At 70.2% G+C, this 17,466-nt stretch carries 13 protein-coding genes and 2 pseudogenes; 5 read left to right on the forward strand and 10 right to left on the reverse strand.

Features of this window, described 5'->3' with window-relative positions:
* Positions 1 to 107 precede the first annotated feature (107 nt).
* A pseudogene (locus tag JE024_RS37060) lies at positions 108 to 706 on the reverse strand (DinB family protein).
* Between the two features lie 50 nt (positions 707 to 756).
* The gene (locus JE024_RS37065) at positions 757 to 1,347 is read right to left on the reverse strand and encodes a TetR/AcrR family transcriptional regulator (protein ID WP_205378216.1); all 591 of its coding nucleotides are present in this window, start codon (positions 1,345 to 1,347) and stop codon (positions 757 to 759) included.
* Positions 1,348 to 1,424: 77 nt separating this feature from the next.
* Between JE024_RS37065 and JE024_RS37070 the strand changes: the two genes are divergently transcribed.
* The 5 genes and pseudogenes from JE024_RS37070 (at position 1,425) to JE024_RS37085 (ending at position 8,833) form a co-directional block, all read left to right on the forward strand.
* Positions 1,425 to 1,904: an SRPBCC family protein gene (locus JE024_RS37070; RefSeq protein WP_205378217.1), complete on the forward strand. Its 480-nt coding sequence runs from the start codon at positions 1,425 to 1,427 to the stop codon at positions 1,902 to 1,904.
* A gap of 845 nt (positions 1,905 to 2,749) precedes the next feature.
* Positions 2,750 to 5,332 (forward strand): glycoside hydrolase family 9 protein, encoded by a 2,583-nt coding sequence (locus JE024_RS37075; protein WP_205378569.1) that lies wholly within the window; start codon positions 2,750 to 2,752, stop codon positions 5,330 to 5,332.
* A 346-nt stretch (positions 5,333 to 5,678) separates the two neighbouring features.
* Positions 5,679 to 6,878 (forward strand): UDP-N-acetylglucosamine--N-acetylmuramyl-(pentapeptide) pyrophosphoryl-undecaprenol N-acetylglucosamine transferase, encoded by a 1,200-nt coding sequence (locus tag JE024_RS37080; protein ID WP_205378218.1) that lies wholly within the window; start codon positions 5,679 to 5,681, stop codon positions 6,876 to 6,878.
* Between the two features lie 128 nt (positions 6,879 to 7,006).
* Positions 7,007 to 7,119, forward strand: a pseudogene (locus JE024_RS41540) (IS30 family transposase); the annotation flags it as partial.
* A gap of 1,054 nt (positions 7,120 to 8,173) precedes the next feature.
* Positions 8,174 to 8,833 (forward strand): HNH endonuclease family protein, encoded by a 660-nt coding sequence (locus JE024_RS37085; protein ID WP_205378219.1) that lies wholly within the window; start codon positions 8,174 to 8,176, stop codon positions 8,831 to 8,833.
* Positions 8,834 to 9,030: 197 nt separating this feature from the next.
* Here the strand turns inward: JE024_RS37085 and JE024_RS37090 are convergent, their stop codons facing one another.
* From JE024_RS37090 to JE024_RS37120, 8 genes are all read right to left on the reverse strand, one after another.
* Entirely contained in the window at positions 9,031 to 9,897 is an 867-nt protein-coding gene (locus tag JE024_RS37090) for a hypothetical protein (protein WP_205378220.1), read from the reverse strand.
* Positions 9,894 to 10,718 (reverse strand): sigma factor-like helix-turn-helix DNA-binding protein, encoded by an 825-nt coding sequence (locus JE024_RS37095; protein WP_244883651.1) that lies wholly within the window; start codon positions 10,716 to 10,718, stop codon positions 9,894 to 9,896. Before JE024_RS37095 ends, JE024_RS37090 begins: the two co-directional genes overlap by 4 nt.
* A gap of 74 nt (positions 10,719 to 10,792) precedes the next feature.
* Positions 10,793 to 11,005, reverse strand: a complete 213-nt coding sequence (locus JE024_RS37100; protein WP_205378222.1) for a hypothetical protein — start codon at positions 11,003 to 11,005, stop codon at positions 10,793 to 10,795.
* Positions 11,006 to 12,274: 1,269 nt separating this feature from the next.
* Complete coding sequence (locus tag JE024_RS37105) at positions 12,275 to 12,547, reverse strand: hypothetical protein (RefSeq protein ID WP_205378223.1); 273 nt, start codon at positions 12,545 to 12,547, stop codon at positions 12,275 to 12,277.
* 1,282 nt (positions 12,548 to 13,829) lie between these two features.
* On the reverse strand, positions 13,830 to 14,051 hold the full coding sequence (locus tag JE024_RS41545; protein ID WP_244883513.1) for a hypothetical protein: 222 nt from the start codon (positions 14,049 to 14,051) through the stop codon (positions 13,830 to 13,832).
* 500 nt (positions 14,052 to 14,551) lie between these two features.
* Positions 14,552 to 14,914 (reverse strand): STAS domain-containing protein, encoded by a 363-nt coding sequence (locus tag JE024_RS37110; protein ID WP_205378224.1) that lies wholly within the window; start codon positions 14,912 to 14,914, stop codon positions 14,552 to 14,554.
* Positions 14,915 to 15,419: 505 nt separating this feature from the next.
* Positions 15,420 to 16,583, reverse strand: coding sequence for a helix-turn-helix transcriptional regulator (locus JE024_RS37115; RefSeq protein WP_205378225.1), 1,164 nt, complete (start codon positions 16,581 to 16,583; stop codon positions 15,420 to 15,422).
* Between the two features lie 473 nt (positions 16,584 to 17,056).
* Positions 17,057 to 17,383 carry an STAS domain-containing protein gene (locus JE024_RS37120; protein WP_205378226.1) on the reverse strand — a complete coding sequence of 109 codons (327 nt, stop codon included), beginning with the start codon at positions 17,381 to 17,383 and terminating at the stop codon, positions 17,057 to 17,059.
* Between the last annotated feature and the right edge of the window lie 83 nt (positions 17,384 to 17,466).

The following is a 17,466-nucleotide window of genomic DNA, read 5'->3' on the forward strand; positions in this document are numbered from 1 at the left end:
CTGATCCGCACCCGCCCTCTGCCCAACCGCAGCCGCCACCACCACCTGCAGAACCTCAGATTCGAGGAGCAGGTCGTGGAGGCAGGCCGAAGAAACCTCAACTGCGGTCAGGTGTCACGGGACAAGCCTTTGGCGGATGCGGCTGATCTGGCGGCCTGCTCGATCTTCGCGCAATGCGCGGTGCGGGCGTCCTGGTCGATCTGCGTTTCGTGTTCGGGGCGCATCCCGGTTCGGCCGTCCACGCTTTCGCGCAGGATGTCGGCGTGCCCGGCGTGCCGGTTGGTCTCGCCGAGGACGTGGACGAGGACGGCGAACAGGGTCGTGTCGGAATAGGGCTCCGGCCACCAGGGCACGTGGCCCGGGGTATCGAGGGCAAGCGCGTCGATCGTCGTGTCGGAGTGTTCCCACGTGCGCCGGCAGGACTCGATGATCCGATCGCGCGTCTCGTCCGCAGTCGCCCACAGATCGCTGCCGTCGTGGTCCTGCCACCGGGGCAGCGGTTGCAGGGACGGCCGGCCGAAGACCTCGCCGAAGTACCTGGCCTCGACGCCGGCGACGTGTTTGACCAGGCCGAGGAGGTTGGTCCCGGTCACTGTCAGAGCCGGCGGGCGTCGTACTCGGACAGGCCGTCGAGCTTCCAGAGCAGCGCCTTGCGGTCCCGCCGCAGTCGCCCGTGCAGGGTTGCCTTCGCGCGTTCGTCGGTCATGCGGCATGAGCCTGCCATGGGCTGCTGGGGCCTGTCTTTCAGGTCAGGCATCAGCCGAAGCGGTCGAGGAGCGCGGCGGCGCTGTCCTCGGCGAGGTCTTCGGCGTAGGGCGGGAGGGCCTCGCCGGCGCGGAGGTGGCGGCGGACCACGCTCAGCGGTACCTCGACCACGGCGAGGGCGATCCGCTCGCGGTCCTGGGGGCCGGTCGCGCCGAGGGCCGTGCCGAGCGCGGCCAGCCGGGCGAGAGTGCGGCGGTTGCCGCCGTCCGCCCGCTCCCGGTGCTCGGGGGGCCAGTCGGCCTGCCCGAACTCCTCGGGGCCGTGCAGCAGAAGCGCGGCCTGCCGCGGGTGGGCCCGGCTCCAGGCGACGACGTGCCGGGCGGCCGCGCGGGCGGCCCGGTGCGGGTCGGGCTCCTGGTCGAGGGACTGCGCGTACTCCTCCTGGAACCGCTCGACGGTCCGCAGCCAGACCTCGGCGAGCAGCGCCGGCCGTCCCGCGAACCGGTGGTAGACGGAGCCGCTGGGCGCGCCGACCGCCTGGGCGACGGCGGACATGGTCACGGCGGCGGGCCCGCCGCCGGCGGCGAGGCGGACGGCGGCGTCGAGGAGTTGGTCGCTGTCGAAACGGGGTGGCCGGGCCATGAATCGGAGAGTACCCTCCAATTTTATATTGGAGAGATATCTCTAATATACTTTCGACCTCTGTCCCGGGGAGACACATGGCCGTCCTGAATGTGCACGAACGTCTGGTCGCGGCGGGCGCCGACGCCGTGGGTGAGCTGCTCGACACCCTCTCCGCCGGGCCCGAGGACCGGCTCTGGCCCTCCGGCCACTGGCCCGCCATGCGGCTCGACCGCGGGCTGTCGCCCGGATCGGCCGGCGGGCACGGTCCGATCCGATACACCGTCAGCGCCTACGAGCCCGGTGCGCGGGTGCGCTTCGACTTCACCGGACCGCCCGGATTCCACGGATACCACGAGTTCGCCGTGATCCCGGTCGACGCGCACCGCACCCTTCTACGGCACACCCTGTCGATGCGCACCACGGGAGCAGCCCGCCTTACCTGGCCCCTCCTCTACCGCCCCCTCCACAACGCCCTGGTGGAAGACGGCCTGGACCGCGCCGCGCCCACCGCCCGACCCGCCCGTTGGAGCCCCTACGTCCGACTGCTGCGCACGGCCCTGGCCCGGCGGGGCTAGTGGCCTCAAGATCCCGTGCTTGGACCGTAACCTCCGCCAACCTGCGGGCTGCTGATTCCATCCCGACCGCATGTGGTCTGCGCGGTAGTCGACGAGGCGGTGGCCTTTTCTTTCGGGGCGGTCTTGCTTCCCCGGCGCGAGGTCGGCGACAAGAGCGACAGTAAGCGTCGGGCCACTGGCGCTCGTGTGCGCTTCCGAGCCGCCCGCCACGCTCCCCACGGACAAGCAGCGCCTCCTCCAGGTGATGCACGACCACTATGAAGCTTGCCTGTGCCGGTGCAAAGGAGTTGCTCTGCCGGTCGGCGGGCCCGGACGTGCCCGAAACGGTGTGGGGAATCGTCACGGGAGACAGGACTGCTGCGAGACGAGGGCGAGCATCCGGGGCACGACTCTGTCCCCGTCGACCTTGCCGCCCAGGCAATGCTGGGAGACCGACGAGGAGTGAGTTGGAGGACGAACGCGCACAGCAGTGGTCTTGGATGTCCCGCTCAGTGATGATCGTTTCGATCTGCTTGTGCATATCGCTGTGCGCAGTGCGTTCCCGCCTGGAGATGGTGTGCCGCGGCCGCGGCATCCACTGCCAGCTGCCAGCCAGTCGCTGCGGACCGACCCCGAGGGGGTGGCCGCGCGCGCTCGAGACCTTGACAGGTCCGCCGGAACTGACGCGAGGGGTTGACATGCTCCCTCCAGGCGCACACAGTTCGACCGTCCCCCAGATATGGGAGCGCTCCCATGTCTGTCCGTAACCGAGTGAGGACCCAGGCGTGAGACATCTGCCCCGCTTACCCCAGCCTCCCAGCCGTCGCGCGTACCGCCGAAGGAGCCGCATCACGGGCACCGCGGTCATGGGCGTCCTGATCGCCGGCCTCGTCGCGGCCCCTGCCGGAGGAGCTGAGGTCCCGGACACCCGTCCCGCCGAAGGCGTCGAGCAGATCGTCAACGGCGACTTCTCCGCCGGCGCCGCCCCCTGGTGGTGGACGGCGAACAGCCCGGCCGCCGTCACCGACGGCGAGCTGTGCGCCGACATCGTCGGAGGCACCGCCAACCCGTGGGACGCCATCATCGGGCAGGACGGAGTCGACCTGCTGGCCGGCGAGGGCTACGTCCTGAGCTTCACCGCGCACGCCACCGCCCCCGTCGCGATCCGCACCGCCCTGCAGATGGCCGTCGAGCCCTACACGGCCGAGCATCTCTCGACCGACCAGATCACCACCGAGCCGCAGACCTTCACCCACACCTTCACCGCGAAGGCCGACAACGACGCCGCCCAGCTCGGCTTCCAGACAGGCGGCCACGACCAGGCGTTCACCCTCTGCCTGGACGACGTCTCACTCACGGGCGGAACCGCGACCCCGCCCTACGAGCCGGACACCGGCTCACCGGTCCGGGTCAACCAGGTCGGCTACCTGACCGGAGGACCCAAGAGCGGTACGTTCGTCACCGAGGCCGCCGAGCCCCTGACCTGGACCCTGAACGCCCCCGCCGGCACCGCGGCGGCCACCGGCACCACCAAGGTGTTCGGCCAGGACCCGACCTCGCGCCAGCACGTGCACACCTTCGACTTCAGCGAGTTCACCAGGGCCGGCCAGGACTACACCGTCACCATCGCCGGCGAGACGAGCGAGCCGTTCGCCATCGGCGACGACCTGTACGCACAGCTGCGCACGGACGCGCTGGCGTACTTCTACCACAACCGCAGCGGCATCGAGATCGACGCCGACCTGGTCGGCGAGGAGTACGCCCGACCCGCCGGACACCTGGACACGGCACCCAACCAGGGCGACGGTGACGTGCCCTGCCAGCCCGGCGTCTGCGACTACCGCCTGGACGTACGCGGAGGTTGGTACGACGCCGGGGACCACGGCAAGTACGTGGTCAACGGCGGCATCTCGGCCGCCCAGGTCATGGCCACCTACGAGCGCACCCTGACCGCCGAGAACGCCGACGGCGAACCCCTGGGCGACGGCCGGCTGCGGGTGCCCGAGCGGGGCAACAGCACTCCGGACATCCTGGACGAGGCCGCCTGGCAGCTCGACTTCCTGATGAAGATGCAGGTCCCCGCCGGTGAGGAACTGGCGGGCATGGCACACCACAAGGTCCACGACGAGAAGTGGACGGGGCTGCCGCTGCTGCCGCACCAGGACCCGCAGAAGCGGGAACTCCACCCGCCGTCCACCGCGGCCACCCTCAACCTGGCCGCGACCGGTGCCCAGTGCGCCCGCCTGTTCCGGCCGTACGACGCGGCCTTCGCCGACCGCTGCCTGACCTCGGCCACCAGGGCCTGGCAGGCCGCTCTGGCCCACCCGGAGGTCTACGCCGACGCCGGCGACAACGTCGGCGGCGGCGCCTACGAGGACGCCGACGTGCGCGACGAGTTTTACTGGGCCGCAGCAGAGCTCTTCGTCACCACCGGCCAGGGCGACTACCGCAGGCACCTCCTGGACTCCCCGCTGCACGGAGACGCGGACAAGACCTTCCCGCGCGGCGGCGTGTGGTGGGGCGGCACCGCGGGTCTGGGCGCACTGTCCCTGGCCACCGTGGACAACCGCCTGACGACCGCCGAACTGGCCGCAGTGCGCTCCACGGTCACCACGGGCGCCGACCGCTACGCCGCGGACGCCCAGGCCGCCGCCTACGGCGTGCCCTACGCCCCGGAGGACAGCCACTACGTGTGGGGATCCAACAGCGGAGTGCTCAACAACATGGTGGTACTCGGCGTCGCCCACGACCTGACCGGGAACACGAAGTACCGGGATGCCCTGCTGGGCGGCCTCGACTACCTGCTGGGCCGCAACCCGCTCAACCAGTCGTACGTCACCGGTCACGGCGAGCGCGACTCCCGCAACCAGCATCACCGGCACTGGGCCCACCAGCTCGACCCGAACCTGCCCAACCCGGCACCCGGCTCGGTCGCCGCCGGCCCCAACGCCGACATCCAGGACCCGGTCGCGCAGGACAAGCTCCAAGGCTGCGCTCCGGCGATGTGCTACATCGACGACATCGGCTCCTGGGCCACCAACGAGGTGACCATCAACTGGAACGCCCCGCTCGCCTGGATCGCCTCCTACGTGGACGATCTCGGCGGCTCCGGCACCACGGATCCCGACCCGGCCACGTGCGAGGTCGACTACGCGTCCGACCGCTGGAACGGGGGCTTCACCAGCCGTGTGACGGTCACCAACACGGGCACCGAGCCGCTCAGTCCGTGGAAACTGACCTGGACGTTCGCCGACGACCAGCGGGTGACCCACCACTGGAGCAGCCGGATCACCCAGACCGGGCGGGACGTCACCGCTCACCCGGCCTCATGGAACGGCACCATCACGCCCGGCGGCTCGGTGGACTTCGGCTTCAACGGCACCTCCGGCGGCGGGGCGGCCGACCCCACCGCCTTCACGCTCAACGGCGCCCCCTGCACCACCGGCTGACTGCGCGCCACCGCCCTGCACATTTGCTGCGGGGCGGGCCAGGCCGGAGGCCGTCGCGACACCCGCGACGGCCTCCGGCCTGGCCCACACCCCCTCGCTGGAAACCTGCTCCCCGCGCACGCCGGGATGCCTCCGGAAGGTCGCTCGTCTGGGTCAAGAGGGGGTGTATCGGTCGTCACCGTCTCTCCGGTTCGCTGCAACTCGCAACCGCCTTCATTCCCTGAACGTCAACGGTGTAGCTCTCTAACACCCTCCGTCGCCACGACCGCGTTTGCCTGCAATGTCACCGGCGTCGTGGTGGCGGAATGGCGCATCGTGCGGAACGTGATCGCGCTACTCTCCGTGGATGGTCGACCCCTCTCGAATCCGCCCCCCTCAGGCCGCAAATAGCGGCCCGTTCAGGCTGCTCGTGACCGGCGGAGGTACCGGCGGGCATACCTACCCGGCCCTCACCACCCTGCGTACCGTTCAACAGCGGCTGGCGCTCCAAGGCGTCGCACTCGATGTGCTGTGGGCAGGATCTGCCGAAGGCCTGGAAGCCAGGGTCACGGCAGCTGAGGGCATCCGCTTCACCGAAGTCGCCACCGGAAAGATCCGGCGCTCCAAGAACCCCCTGAAGCTCGTTTCGCCTGCGAACGTGAAGGACATGAGCAATGTGCCGCGCGGGGTGGCCCAAGCCCGCCGGATCGTCGCCGATTTCGCTCCCCACGTCGTCCTGGCGACCGGCGGCTATGTCGCCATCCCCATCGGGCTGGCCGCGCGCATGTGCCGGCGGCCGCTGGTCGTCCATGAGCAGACGGTTCGTCTCGGTCTGGCGAACCGGGTGCTGGCCCGCGCTGCCACGCGCATCGCCGTCTCCGCGGAGTCCACGCTCGGGCTCCTCCCCGACAGCGTGCGGGCGGCCGCTGTCGTAACCGGCAATCCGGTGCGCGCCGAGGTGCTGTCCGGAACGGCGGAAAAGGCGATCGAGGCTCTGAGCCTGCACGGGTTCCGCCGTGCCCTGCCGACCGTGTACGTGACCGGCGGCGCGCAGGGATCGGTGCAGATCAACAACAACATCCAGGCCAACCTGCCGTGGCTGCTGGAGCGCGCCAACGTCGTTCACCAGTGCGGGCCAGCGAACGAAGCGACCCTGCGGGAAGCCGCGGCAGCGCTACCCGCCGAGCTTGCGGCCCGCTACCACGTCACCGGGTTCACGGGCGCCGAGCTCCCCGACGTCCTGGCGCTCGCCGACGTCGTCGTATCCCGCTCCGGGGCAGGCACGATCGCGGAACTGACTGCCCTCGGCAAAGCCGCGGTGCTCATCCCGCTCGCCTCCTCGGCCGGCAACGAACAGGCCCACAGCGCGCTGCACCTGCAAGAGGCCGGGGCCGCCGTCGCGCTCGTCGACGACGTATCCCCGGCCGCGTTGCAGTCGGCACTGCATGGGCTGCTCACGCACCCGGAGCGACGAGCAGCTGTCGCCGGGCGGGCCCGGGAGCAGGGCCGGCCGGACGCCTCGGAACGCCTGGCCGACGTGGTGCTGGCTGCGGCCGATCGTGGCTGAAGGACGAACTGGCTGGGTTACGTGGCTATGGCGGCCCGGGTCCAGTCGGTTCTCGCGCCGAGCAGAGCGTTGTCGCGGAGGTAGTAGTGCGTCACCGTCCGGGCCTCGTCCTGTGCCTGCGGTGGGAGGGTCAGTTGAGGCGGTACCTACATAAGGGCACCGATTGGTCCCACCACAGTGGGAGGACCTGGATGCCGTTGCCGCCGAACTCAATGGCCGGCCACGCAAAACGCTCGGCTGACAGACCCCATCCGAGCGTCTCGCCAAGCTCCTGACACCAGTCAGTTGATCACTTTGGTGCAGCGACCCCTGCAATTGACAAGTCTCGGGGGCGCAGCGGGAAGCGGAGCCGAAGGGCTACAGCCTGGCCGTCCAGTTTCCGCGGGCGAGGGTGGTCTCGCCGTCGGGTGTGATGGTGACACGGGCGCCGTACACGGGAAGTTCGCCCGCCCAACTGGCCATCGACATCAGGCGCCGTTCTCAGCTCGTTCAGTCGGCTTCCGCAGTGGTGCTCAGGCGGGTCGTCTGACGTTCTCGAACGGTTCTTCGACGCGTCCTCCACGGGCCGGACGTACACCCGCTCGGGGATGGTCGATCCCTCTGCCCAGCGACCGGCTTTCCGGATCTCGCTCACGGATGCTTTCGCCCCGGCATGGTCCGTAGCCGCCCCGGCCCGGAGCCCGTGGCTGCTGAGGGGCCGGCCGTCGGTGACCAGACCGGCCTGGCGAACCAGAGCTTCACCCGCTCGTCGGCGGTCGTCGGCCGCAAGTACTCGCTGCGAAGCGGGCCGGCGGCTGCGGCGGAGCACCCCCGCGTCCGTGGGGGCTACGTTGGCCAAGCAGCAGGGTGACTCCATGCTGACAACCGATTCTTGTTGCGGATCATGCGGTAATGGCTTGCGCGTGCGGCTGCCAGGTCGTCCTCAAGCTCGGCGACTCTCTGCTGGCGTCCCGTGTTCTAAGTGGTGGCTCGCCGTTCCGAGGCTGGTCAGCCCACGTGCTCGTTGAGGCGAGACAGCAGCCCGACGCCTTCGCCTCCCTGACGGCTAACCAGCCCCCGTTCTTCCCTCAGTGATCGAAAGCCGCAGCAACTGATCAGCGTTGCGCGAAAGCGTCCGGCCCTGACCTCGCAAACACTCCACCCGGCGAAGGCCCAGCGCCGGAGTCCTGCTTCCGGCCGTGCAGCCTCATGTGCGGTTCGCGGAACGTTTCGCCAGGTGAAAACACTCACCCGCTCGGGTATAGGGCACCCCGAGCGCTTCCGTCGCAGCGGACACGGCCGGTATCCACATCCTCGTGATCACTAACCTGCTGCGCGGACTCACCGCGCTCACTCTCGCCCTCGCCCCGCTCACCGCCGCCACACCGGCCCAGGCCCTGGAGACCGTGCCGCTCGCCGACGCCGTCGAGCTGCTCCCCGTCGTTGTCGAGGACCGCACCGGCTACACCCGCAGCAGCTTCAAGCACTGGACGGGCGGGGACGACCCGGCCGACGGGTGCAACACCCGCCAGGAGGTGCTCCTCGCCGAAGCCACCGTGGCGCCGGAGGTTGGCCCCGGCTGCGCCATCAGCGGCGGATCCTGGACGTCGTACTACGACGGCCAGACCGTCATCCAGGCAGGCTCACTCGATATCGACCACATGGTCCCCCTGGCCGAGGCGTGGGACTCAGGGGCCAGCACCTGGACGCCCGCGCGCCGGGAGGCGTACGCCAACGACCAGGGATCGGCGACGAGTCTCGTCGCCGTGACCGCCCGGTCCAACAGGGCGAAGGCCGACCGTGACCCGGCCGAGTGGCTGCCGCCGGCCGCCGATGTCCACTGCCGATACATCGGTGAGTGGGTGGGCACGAAGCTCCGCTGGGGCCTCGCGATCGACGAAACCGAGCTGGCGACGCTCGAGGTCTACGGCGAGACGTGTGAGACGACGGTCGTGAACTACACCGCTGCGCCATAAGCCCGAGCGCCGGGCGGCGAATGCCAGCTCGGGCGCGCGGCAGGGCGCACCCGCGCGACCGCAGGGCGGGGCCTCTTGCAGTGTCGAAGCCGTCCGGTGCCCCACCGCGTTCATCGAGGTGAGGCACCGGGCTGATGCCCGGCGCAGTGGCCCTCCCTGCGCCGGGTTAGACAGGTCACCGCCCCCAAGACTGCCTGCTATCGGGTCGCTGTGCCGCGGGCGCCCGTGGGCACTTCATGTGACTCGGTTGGGCTTGGGGGTGCCGACTGCTGTGCTGTGGGTGCGGGATGCCGGTCGCGTGAGGGGGTGCGGGCTGGGAGGCGGTGCCGCCGGGTGTCTGGCTGTGTGGTGGCGGCGTCGAGGAGGCGTGCGACGCGGGCTGAGAAGTCGGGGCCCGGGAGGGGCATCTCCCAGTCGGGCTGGCGGAGGTATCCGGACGCGACGGCGGTCGGGATGTAGTCCATCAGCTCGACGACCACGGCGGAGTACGGCCGTGCGGTGTGCTTCGCGAGGTGCTGCAGCACACGGAGCATGGTGGCTGTGGAAGCTTCGGTGACTTGCTGATTGGCGGGGTGCCAGGTCTGGGCCGGGTGCGATGACTGGGCAGGTCCTTCTGATGTCTCGGCCGGCTTGTCGTCGTCGGTGCGCCTGCGCCACCAGGCAGCCAGAGCCTGTTCCCCCAGCGAGAGGTGGTGCAGGTAGAGGCAGTACGCGGCCGCACTCTGTCCAGCGCCCCAGGCGTACTGCCACCAGTAGCGGGCCCCGTCGTCGGTGTCCGTGAGCTGGAGGACGCAGGCGAGGATCATGGCGCTGCGGGGCTCGGGGACCTGGTCCGTGACGAAGTCGGCCACGTCGTCAGCGGGAGCGTGAGTGACCAGGGTTTCGCACAGGGTCCGAAGGTCCTTCGCCGCAGCGGAGGACACAGGTGCCGTGGCTTGCTCGCCGGCAGGGGCGACCGGGTCCCAGTCGGGGTAGGTGGCCTTGGGTGGCGGCACGATGTCCCGGGGTACGGAGCGGTCCCGGACCAGCAGGGCCCGGGAGAGGATCTCTTCGATGTGTGTCATGCGGTTGTCCCTTCGGTCTCGGTGGGCGGGCAGATGACGTTCTCCAGGAAGTGGATGGCGTGCCGCTCGCTGGAGCGGACGATGGCCAGCGGCACACCGAGAAGCGCTGAGACCTCCTCGGGTGGGAAGTCATACAAGCGGCGCATGACCATCACGTCGAGCTGCTGCTCAGGGAGCCAGCTCATGGCCTTGAACAGCTGCAGGCTCTCCGCCATCTGATGCATCTGGGCCGCCTCGGTGGACAGCTGCCGCAACGCGATCGTGTCGAACGCCGCGGCCCCGAACTCGGGCCGTCCATCAATGTGCGGGGTACGGGACATCACCGTGGCGCGCAGCGCCTGCCAGGCGAACCGTCGGATGTCGGGGCTGGCCAGCGCGTCGTTCCAGCTCAGCCACAGGATGTCGAACGTGTTGGATACGGCGGTGTCCCGCTGGTCATCGTCGAGGAAGACCTGCGCGTACAGCCGGTACATGGTCTCCACCGTCTCCTGGAACGCCCGGTGGTCGAGCGGCGGTGTCTGGGCCGTGGTCACCGGAATTCTGTCGCTCGACTGTTCCACCCAGTCCGGAGACTTACGGGCCTCCAGCGCCGCCTGACGCCACAGCCGGTACAGGGGCCAACTGGGCACTTCCAGCGGCACCGACAGGCTGAAAATGATCTCCCACCGCGGGTAGTGCCCGAGTCCGCGCAGCAGCTCCGAGATCTTCGATTTGGCCAGCGGCACCCGCACGCTGAGGTGACTCATGGTCAGCCCGCTGCCGAGGTAGGCCGCACGCAGAGGCTCCAGCCACGCCCGGTGAACACTGCCCACGCCCTCCATGATCGGACCGAGTTTGCGGCCAGGCCGCACAGGAGCAGGCTCCGGGGCCGGAGCCGGCGGCTCCAGGGAAGGCGTCACAGTGCGCTGCCCTCCTCGCCGGAGGCGTCGCCCCCACGGCCACCGGCTGAGCGCCGGGACTCACGACGGGATCCTCGCGGAAGCTGCTGCACGACGAGGACGAGGAGGGGGGCCAGCGCCGCGAGTGCCGCAGTCTGTCCCATGGCGACCATCGCGATGCTCCCCGCAAGCACCGCGAGCGAAACGATCAGTATCTGGTTGAGCGTCATGTGCGCATCTCCCTTGGTGTCGGCCGCACCCCTGCGGCCCATCCGGAAGCCCACGGGTGGCGGGTGCCGATTCCGCTCCCTGGGGAAGGGCAACCAGCTTGTACGACGGGGGAGTTGTAACGCCACGTGATCATGGATTCAGGGAACAATGGCAGTCGCAGACCGAGCCTAAAGCGCACAAAGATGACCGTTCCGGTGCGCAGGACGCCCGACCAGTCCGTCTGCCGTGTAGAAGTTCCCGGTTTTCCTTGCAATCCCACGGGAGACCCACGTCAATGGTTACAGGACACCCCCGGGTGTCGGCCTTCCCATCCGGAAGGGCTCTGCCCCGTGCCGAGAACAACAGGGACAGAGCATCACCGCTCCCGCCTGACCACCCATAGAGGTCAGGCGGGAGCGGCTCAAGTCCCCACGCGCGAGGACCTCGAAGACGGTAGCGGAGAGCACCGACACCAGGAGTCGCTCACCCTAAGACGCCCAACGTCGGCCAGCTCATGGCGCTGTGGGCCCGAGGTCACGGTTGAGCATGGGCCCCCGCGCCGGGGCGTGCTCCCACACGACTTTCGGCACCGAAGGGGCCTGCCCCCGCGGTCGCCGCCCGGGCGCACCCTGACGCGAGCGGGGCCGGTGCCCAGGCGCCAGCGATGCTGGGGGCGGTGGGCAGGAAGCGCTGGATGTCGGTGATGGCGACGCTGGCGCAGGACGGCAGGCAGGGTGCCGGCGAGGACGTGCGGGGTGCGGGTCCGGGTAGCCAGGAGCAGGCCGTGGAGGGCTTCGTCAGCGTAGGTGAGCTGCGTGAGGTCGATGACCAGGCGCCAGCCGGTGTCCCAGACGGCCGTGAACGCCCTCTCCAGGGTGTGGCGGTGGGCGTGGTCGGCGTCTCCGTACAGGAAGAGGACCTGGATGCCGTATTCGGCGCAGGCGTCGAGGATGGGCTCCTGCGGAGCGGAATTCCTGCCAGGGCCATCGTCCCTGCGCCCTCCGCGACGCTCTGCTCGCACAGCCGGGTGCCCGGGGCTTCCGCACGGGGAGGTCGGGGAGCCCCGGGACGCGTCACGTCACCCGGGGAGACGTTTGATGTGACAGCGCACCCATAGTCGCGCGCGAGACCATGAGACGGCACGTATGCCCGGCCGGTGAGGTCCCGTGTTCACCCCCGCGGCGCACCGCCGATGCGGGAGTGCCGCCGCCTGGCCGCGGGCCGGGTGATCTCCTTGGGCCGCGGGCGTAGTCAGGAGGTCGCTCGCGGACGGTGTCGATGGTGGCCGGTCAGTAGACGCGCAGGATGTCGAACGTGCCGTCGGCGTGGGGTTGGGCGGCCACCTCGGCGATGAGTGAGCTGGGCGCGCTCGTGTAGAGGGTGCCGTCCGGGAGACGGGCGCGGGGACCTGAGCCTGTCAGGTAGGTCGCCACGGCGCGGGCCAGTGCATCGGGTACAGCTGAGGACAGGACGAGTTGCCCGCCCGGCAGCCGCAGGACGAGTCGTCGGGGCTGTGCAGCGGGCCCGGTGTAGCCCGCCATGACGGCCTCCAGGGTGTTCATGCCCTCCAGCTTGCCGCAGCCGTTCGCGGAGGGGAGGGAAGGCCAGGGAGCGGCGCGCAGAGTGGTGGAGGGGGAGACGCCGAAGGCAGCACGGTAGGCCGCGGCGAAGCGTCCGTGGTGAGGAAAAGCACCACCGAGTGGCGACCGGCTCGACGTCCGGGAACTACCCAATGGACGTACCGGTCGGACCCGGTCCACGCTGCGCGAGCAGATCCGCAGCAGCCTGTGGTAGCGAGGGCCGGACGGTCGTCCCAGTTCCGCGGTGCGGCGACGGCGGGGCTGCCGGGCCGTGCGCGTGCACGGGTCAGGCAGGCGGCTGAGGCTGGCGTCCCGAAGCACCTGCCGCTGGGCGTGGGTTGTCCGGCTGTGGGCCTGCTCGGCTACGTGAACGCATCAGCTTGCCCAGCCGGCCGTGCTGGCCGCCGCCGTGACAGCGATGATCATCCCGCTGTGGCGGGCGACTCGTCCGGTGCGCGTTTGTGCTCTGTCACGGGGTGACCTCCTGGCGAGGGGTGCTGGTGTCTGCGGCGGGCTGCGCCCCGTGCCGGGTGGTGGGGCCGGGACGGGGCGCGGTGTGGTGTGGTGTGGTGTGGTGCTGTGTGTCAGGGGGTGCTGAGTTCGCCGGTGAGTCTGCGGTGGAGGTCGGCGCTGGGAATGATCTCGACGTTTTTGCCGCGCTGCCCGCCAGGTTTTCGGGTTGCCGCGTGCCGGATCTTGCGCCACTCGCGCGAGCCGCCCCGGTAGGTCTCACCGACTGCTTCGCCACGATCCCCTCGACGCCCTGCGCGTCGAAGGCTTCGTACAGGACCATTGCCGTCCGGTGGCCGGCAGGGTCTGGATAGCGGCCTGAGGTCGCCGACCACGAGCAAGAGTTGGCGCCTTTGCGAGTACCGGCTTCCGCGGACGTTGCCGTGCTCGGGGTGCACGAGGACATGACGCCGAGAACTGCTCGGCAAGTATCCGGGCCGGGGGAACCGGGGAGTTGTCGGGCGCCTGGACAGTGCCGAAGTCCAGGTACCCATCGCGCCAGATCGCCGCTTCTCCATCGAGCACGGCCCCGGCCGGAGCCGCGTGCCGGCCACCGCGAGGTCCATGACGTTCACCACCCACCCGTACTGGCAGACACTGGACGGCGAGGACACCCGTAAGGCGCGGATGCGGCTCAAGGGTCTTACCCGGCTTGAGGCGGCGCCGACCTTGGACGTTGTCACCGCGGCGTCGAGCCCACGGCCTGGACGGGTCTGTCAGACCAGCTCAGCTCGCAGGCCGGCGACGGGAGCGCCTACGCGGCGTCCCATTGGTGGGCGCGGCCGCCACGCCACTCCACCCATCGTGGGTTGTCGAGAATGGTCTCCGGATACAGGATCCCAGCGCGCCCGATGAGGGCGATCACGTCGTGATCGTTGCGTGCGAGTCCCAGGATTTCATTCCAGCCCGCGCGAGAGAGCGTGACTCTGCGGCCGCCCGTCCGGGACAGCCGGTGCACGACTATAGGTGTCGCCATAGCTCCAGGGTGCGGCCGACCAGCTTTCAGAGCATCCCGATAGCTGGTCGCCCAGAAAGGGCGGATGCCTTGGCCCGGCACTTTCCTGTGGCATCTGACGCGGAGGCCCGCAAGGGCAAGCGGCATGCCGCCACGGGGGAGCGTGGTCGTGTGTCTAGGGTGCTGGTGTGGGAGCTGATCTGATCGCTGCCGTGGCCCGGGCGCTTGAGCGGGCGGGTTTCGAGGAGTCGGCACCGGGGGCGGACGGGCTGCGACTGCTGCCGGAAGGTGACGGGGTGCTGGTGGGCTGGGAGCCGGACGATCTGCTGCGTCCTTCGCGTGATCTGAAGGCCGAGGCCCACCTGGTCTCGGAGGAGCTGGAGGGTCTGCAACGGGCTTTCGGTATCGCGCTGACCGCAGTTCTGACCAGCGCGGGCTTTCTGGTGAAGGCGCGCCCCGGGGGCTGGTTGCGCGTCACCCGGCCGGGGACTGGGTCCAGCCGTGCGGGTACTGCCGACGGGTCAGCTAGTGCTGCGGAGGAGGGCGATGGCAGTGGCGGTGTCGGGGGCGGTAGGCAGGAAGCGCTGGGTGCCGGCCACGGCGATCCGCTGGCGCAGGACGGGTGGCAGGGTGCCGGCGAGGACGAGCCGGGCGCGGGTGCGGGCGGTGAGCAGTAGCCCGTGGAGGGTTTCGTCGGCGTAGGTGAGCTGGGTAACGTCGACGACCAGGCGCCGTCCGGTGGCCCCCACGGCGGTGAACGCCGCTTCGAGGGCGGCGCGGTGGGCGTGGTCGGCGTCGCCGTACAAGATGAGGACCTGGACGCCGTGTTCGGTGTAGGCGTCGAGGACGGGTTCCTGCGGGAGTGGAAATCCTGCCAGGGCCATCGTCCCTGCGCCCTCCGCATGGTCTGCTCGCACAGCCGGATGCCCGGGGCCTCCGCACGGGGGGGTCTGGGAGCCCCGGGGTGTCACGTCATCCGGGGAGACGTCTGATGTGACGGGCTCAGCCTGCCACGCGAGCGCACCAGGTGAGGGACGCCCGTAGGAGTGCCGGGCCGTGTTCACTCTTGCGGCGCAGCAGGGGAGAGGGGTGGCCTGCTGGCCGGTGGATGCCTGAAGCGTGGCGCAGAGCGGGTGAGCTCCGCCCCTGGCCACCATCGGCTGGTGTTACGTCTCATTAGGTAGTTAATCAGGGAGTGTGCGCCGCGTGTAGGGCATGCGGCGCATACGGGACGAGGGCGTCAGCGGCTGTGGCGCTGCTTGCGTGCGGAACCGCACCCTTTCGGTGTCCCCGTGAGTGTGGGGAATGGCAGGTGCGCTTGGCCCTGGCCGGGCGCGCCGGCGGTGGTGCTGGCGCCCTCGGTCGTATCGCGGGTCCCGTCTTGTGCGCTCAGCGGGGCCCGCCCCCGCCGCCCGCGCCGACACCACCCGCGCGCGGTGCCGCTGGGGAGCGGGGACGAGGGCTGCCCACCTGAAGCGCGTTCTTGCTGCCTTCCCAGCCGGGTCGCCGTGCCACTCCTACGGGAGGGGCCGCGCGGGATATTCCTGTGCCTGGTGCGGCGTGCCGCTGGTAGACGGGAGTGGCGGGTGTGCGATGTTGGGGCGTCCACCATTCCTGGGGGAGTGGTGGCGTTGCCTCCCGGGTTTGGCGTCCACCGCCCCCGGGAGGCTTTTGTGTGAGCGCGGTGGCTGTTATGCCGGGTGCCATGGTGGGGGCAGTCAGGGTGGGGTGTGCAGGGTGGTGGAGGGGGATTCGCCGATAGACGGCGCGGTGGGCGGCGGCGAAGCGGCCTTGGTGGGTGAAGCCCCACCGGGCGGCGATGGCCTTGACGGTAGTGGTGCCAGGGAACGACGCACGTAGCGCGGTGTGGGCGTGGTGGAGCCGGACGCGGCGGAGGTAGCCGAGGGGGGTGAGGTCGGCGTGGCGGCTGAAGGCGTACTGCACAGCGCGGGGGGTGACGTGGCTGGCGGTGGCGATGTCGGCGAGGCCGATGTCGCGGTGCGCGTTGTCCTCGATGAACGTCATGGCGCGGCGCAGGGTCTCGGTGGCCGGAGCGGCGTTGACGGCCGCTGTGGTGGGGGTGTTCCGGGTGGTGTTGGGGAGGGTGGCGAGGGTGACGGCGGCGAGGTGGCGGGCGGCGGTTTTGCCGACCGGGCCGTCGGTGGCCTCGGGGTCGGCGAGGACGTGGTCGCGCAGGAACGCGATGGTGGTGCCCAGGCGCCGGTTGGCGCCGGCGTCGAGGGGTCGCCGGCCGGTGAAGCGGATGGGCCCTCGGCCTGAGGACGGGCTGTGGGCTGTTACTTCGGTGAGCAGGGAGGCATCGAACAGGGTGATGGTGCAGCGGGCGTTGTGTGCTTGTCCGGTCGCGGGGACGCCGGGCGGGGCGAGGAGGAAGGTGTCGCCTGGCTCGTGGACGTCGTGGTGCCCGCCGGTGGTGTCGATCATGGTGCCGCGGTGGACGGTGGCCAGCAGGACCCGGTCCTGGGCGGGGGCCTGGTAGGTAACGTCCGCCGTGAAGGACCGCGCGTCGACCACGAGCTCACCGTCTGCCATCCGGCTTACGTCCGCCCCCGGTCGGCCCTTTTCAGGCGTGCCGCCGACCACTGGAGACGGCCCGTCGGGTGGGGGGAAGTGGATGGTCTCCTCGTGGTCCTGGCTGTGAAACGCCAGCGACTGCATGCCGCCCTCCTGTGGTGACGATCTCCGGCTGCTGCGGACGTTACGTCTGTGTCCGCTCGACCGCCTCAGCATTCCTGCTGAACCGTGGGCAGCGCAGGGAGAATTCAAGTCTGGCGGGAGGCGGAGTACGTGCCCCGGCCAAGCGGCAGCAGGACGGGGCCCGGGCAGTGCCGTTCGAGGGCGAAAGCAGTGCCACCCTCTGCAAAGACCAAGGCACCCTGGGGGGTGCGGTCCGTCACCCGCATGCCGCACAACGCCACCGCCCCGGAGCGCTCTCGCGTGGCGGCGAGGTTACCTCGGGACCCGTCACCCGGGCCTCGCGCCGGCCCGCCTGCAGCCCCTCACCCTCACACGGCCTGGGGCGCACCGGGGCAGTTGAGGTAGCGGTCGAAGTCTGCGTCGGGGAAGAGTTCGCAGGCGATGGTGAGGAGCCTGCGGTGCTGGGGCTGGAGGTTGGCGAGGCTGGTTGCGCGCTGCGGGTCGCCCGGGGTGCTGAGCAGGTGGAGGGCGGCGACGTCGGCGAAGGGGGTGTCGCGCAGGTCCCATGCCACGTTCGTCACGGTGGGCGGGAGCTGCTGCAGGGTGGCGCGCAGCAGGTCGAGGTGCTGGAAGTCGATGTCGCCGCGGGGCGTGAGGGTGGCGGCGGCGCCGTGGATCTCGGTGGTGATGTTCATGGTGGGCGGCCCCCTCTCCAGGGGGTTGTGAGCCCACAGACGAGCCACGATCAGCGTGGCTGGCGGCTATGGCGGGTTGCGGA

The organism is Streptomyces zhihengii (assembly GCF_016919245.1).
Taxonomy (GTDB): domain Bacteria; phylum Actinomycetota; class Actinomycetes; order Streptomycetales; family Streptomycetaceae; genus Streptomyces; species Streptomyces zhihengii.

Coding starts and splice junctions, on each gene's coding strand:
- JE024_RS37070 (WP_205378217.1), top strand. CDS start 1,425: ATGGCCGTCCTGAATGTGCACGAACGTCTGGTCGCGGCGGGCGCCGAC.
- JE024_RS37065 (WP_205378216.1), bottom strand. CDS start 1,347: ATGGCCCGGCCACCCCGTTTCGACAGCGACCAACTCCTCGACGCCGCC.
- JE024_RS37120 (WP_205378226.1), bottom strand. CDS start 17,383: ATGAACATCACCACCGAGATCCACGGCGCCGCCGCCACCCTCACGCCC.
- JE024_RS37095 (WP_244883651.1), bottom strand. CDS start 10,718: ATGGAGGGCGTGGGCAGTGTTCACCGGGCGTGGCTGGAGCCTCTGCGT.
- JE024_RS37090 (WP_205378220.1), bottom strand. CDS start 9,897: ATGACACACATCGAAGAGATCCTCTCCCGGGCCCTGCTGGTCCGGGAC.
- JE024_RS37100 (WP_205378222.1), bottom strand. CDS start 11,005: ATGACGCTCAACCAGATACTGATCGTTTCGCTCGCGGTGCTTGCGGGG.
- JE024_RS37115 (WP_205378225.1), bottom strand. CDS start 16,583: ATGGCAGACGGTGAGCTCGTGGTCGACGCGCGGTCCTTCACGGCGGAC.
- JE024_RS37110 (WP_205378224.1), bottom strand. CDS start 14,914: ATGGCCCTGGCAGGATTTCCACTCCCGCAGGAACCCGTCCTCGACGCC.
- JE024_RS37080 (WP_205378218.1), top strand. CDS start 5,679: ATGGTCGACCCCTCTCGAATCCGCCCCCCTCAGGCCGCAAATAGCGGC.
- JE024_RS37105 (WP_205378223.1), bottom strand. CDS start 12,547: ATGAACACCCTGGAGGCCGTCATGGCGGGCTACACCGGGCCCGCTGCA.
- JE024_RS41545 (WP_244883513.1), bottom strand. CDS start 14,051: ATGGCGACACCTATAGTCGTGCACCGGCTGTCCCGGACGGGCGGCCGC.
- JE024_RS37075 (WP_205378569.1), top strand. CDS start 2,750: ATGGGCGTCCTGATCGCCGGCCTCGTCGCGGCCCCTGCCGGAGGAGCT.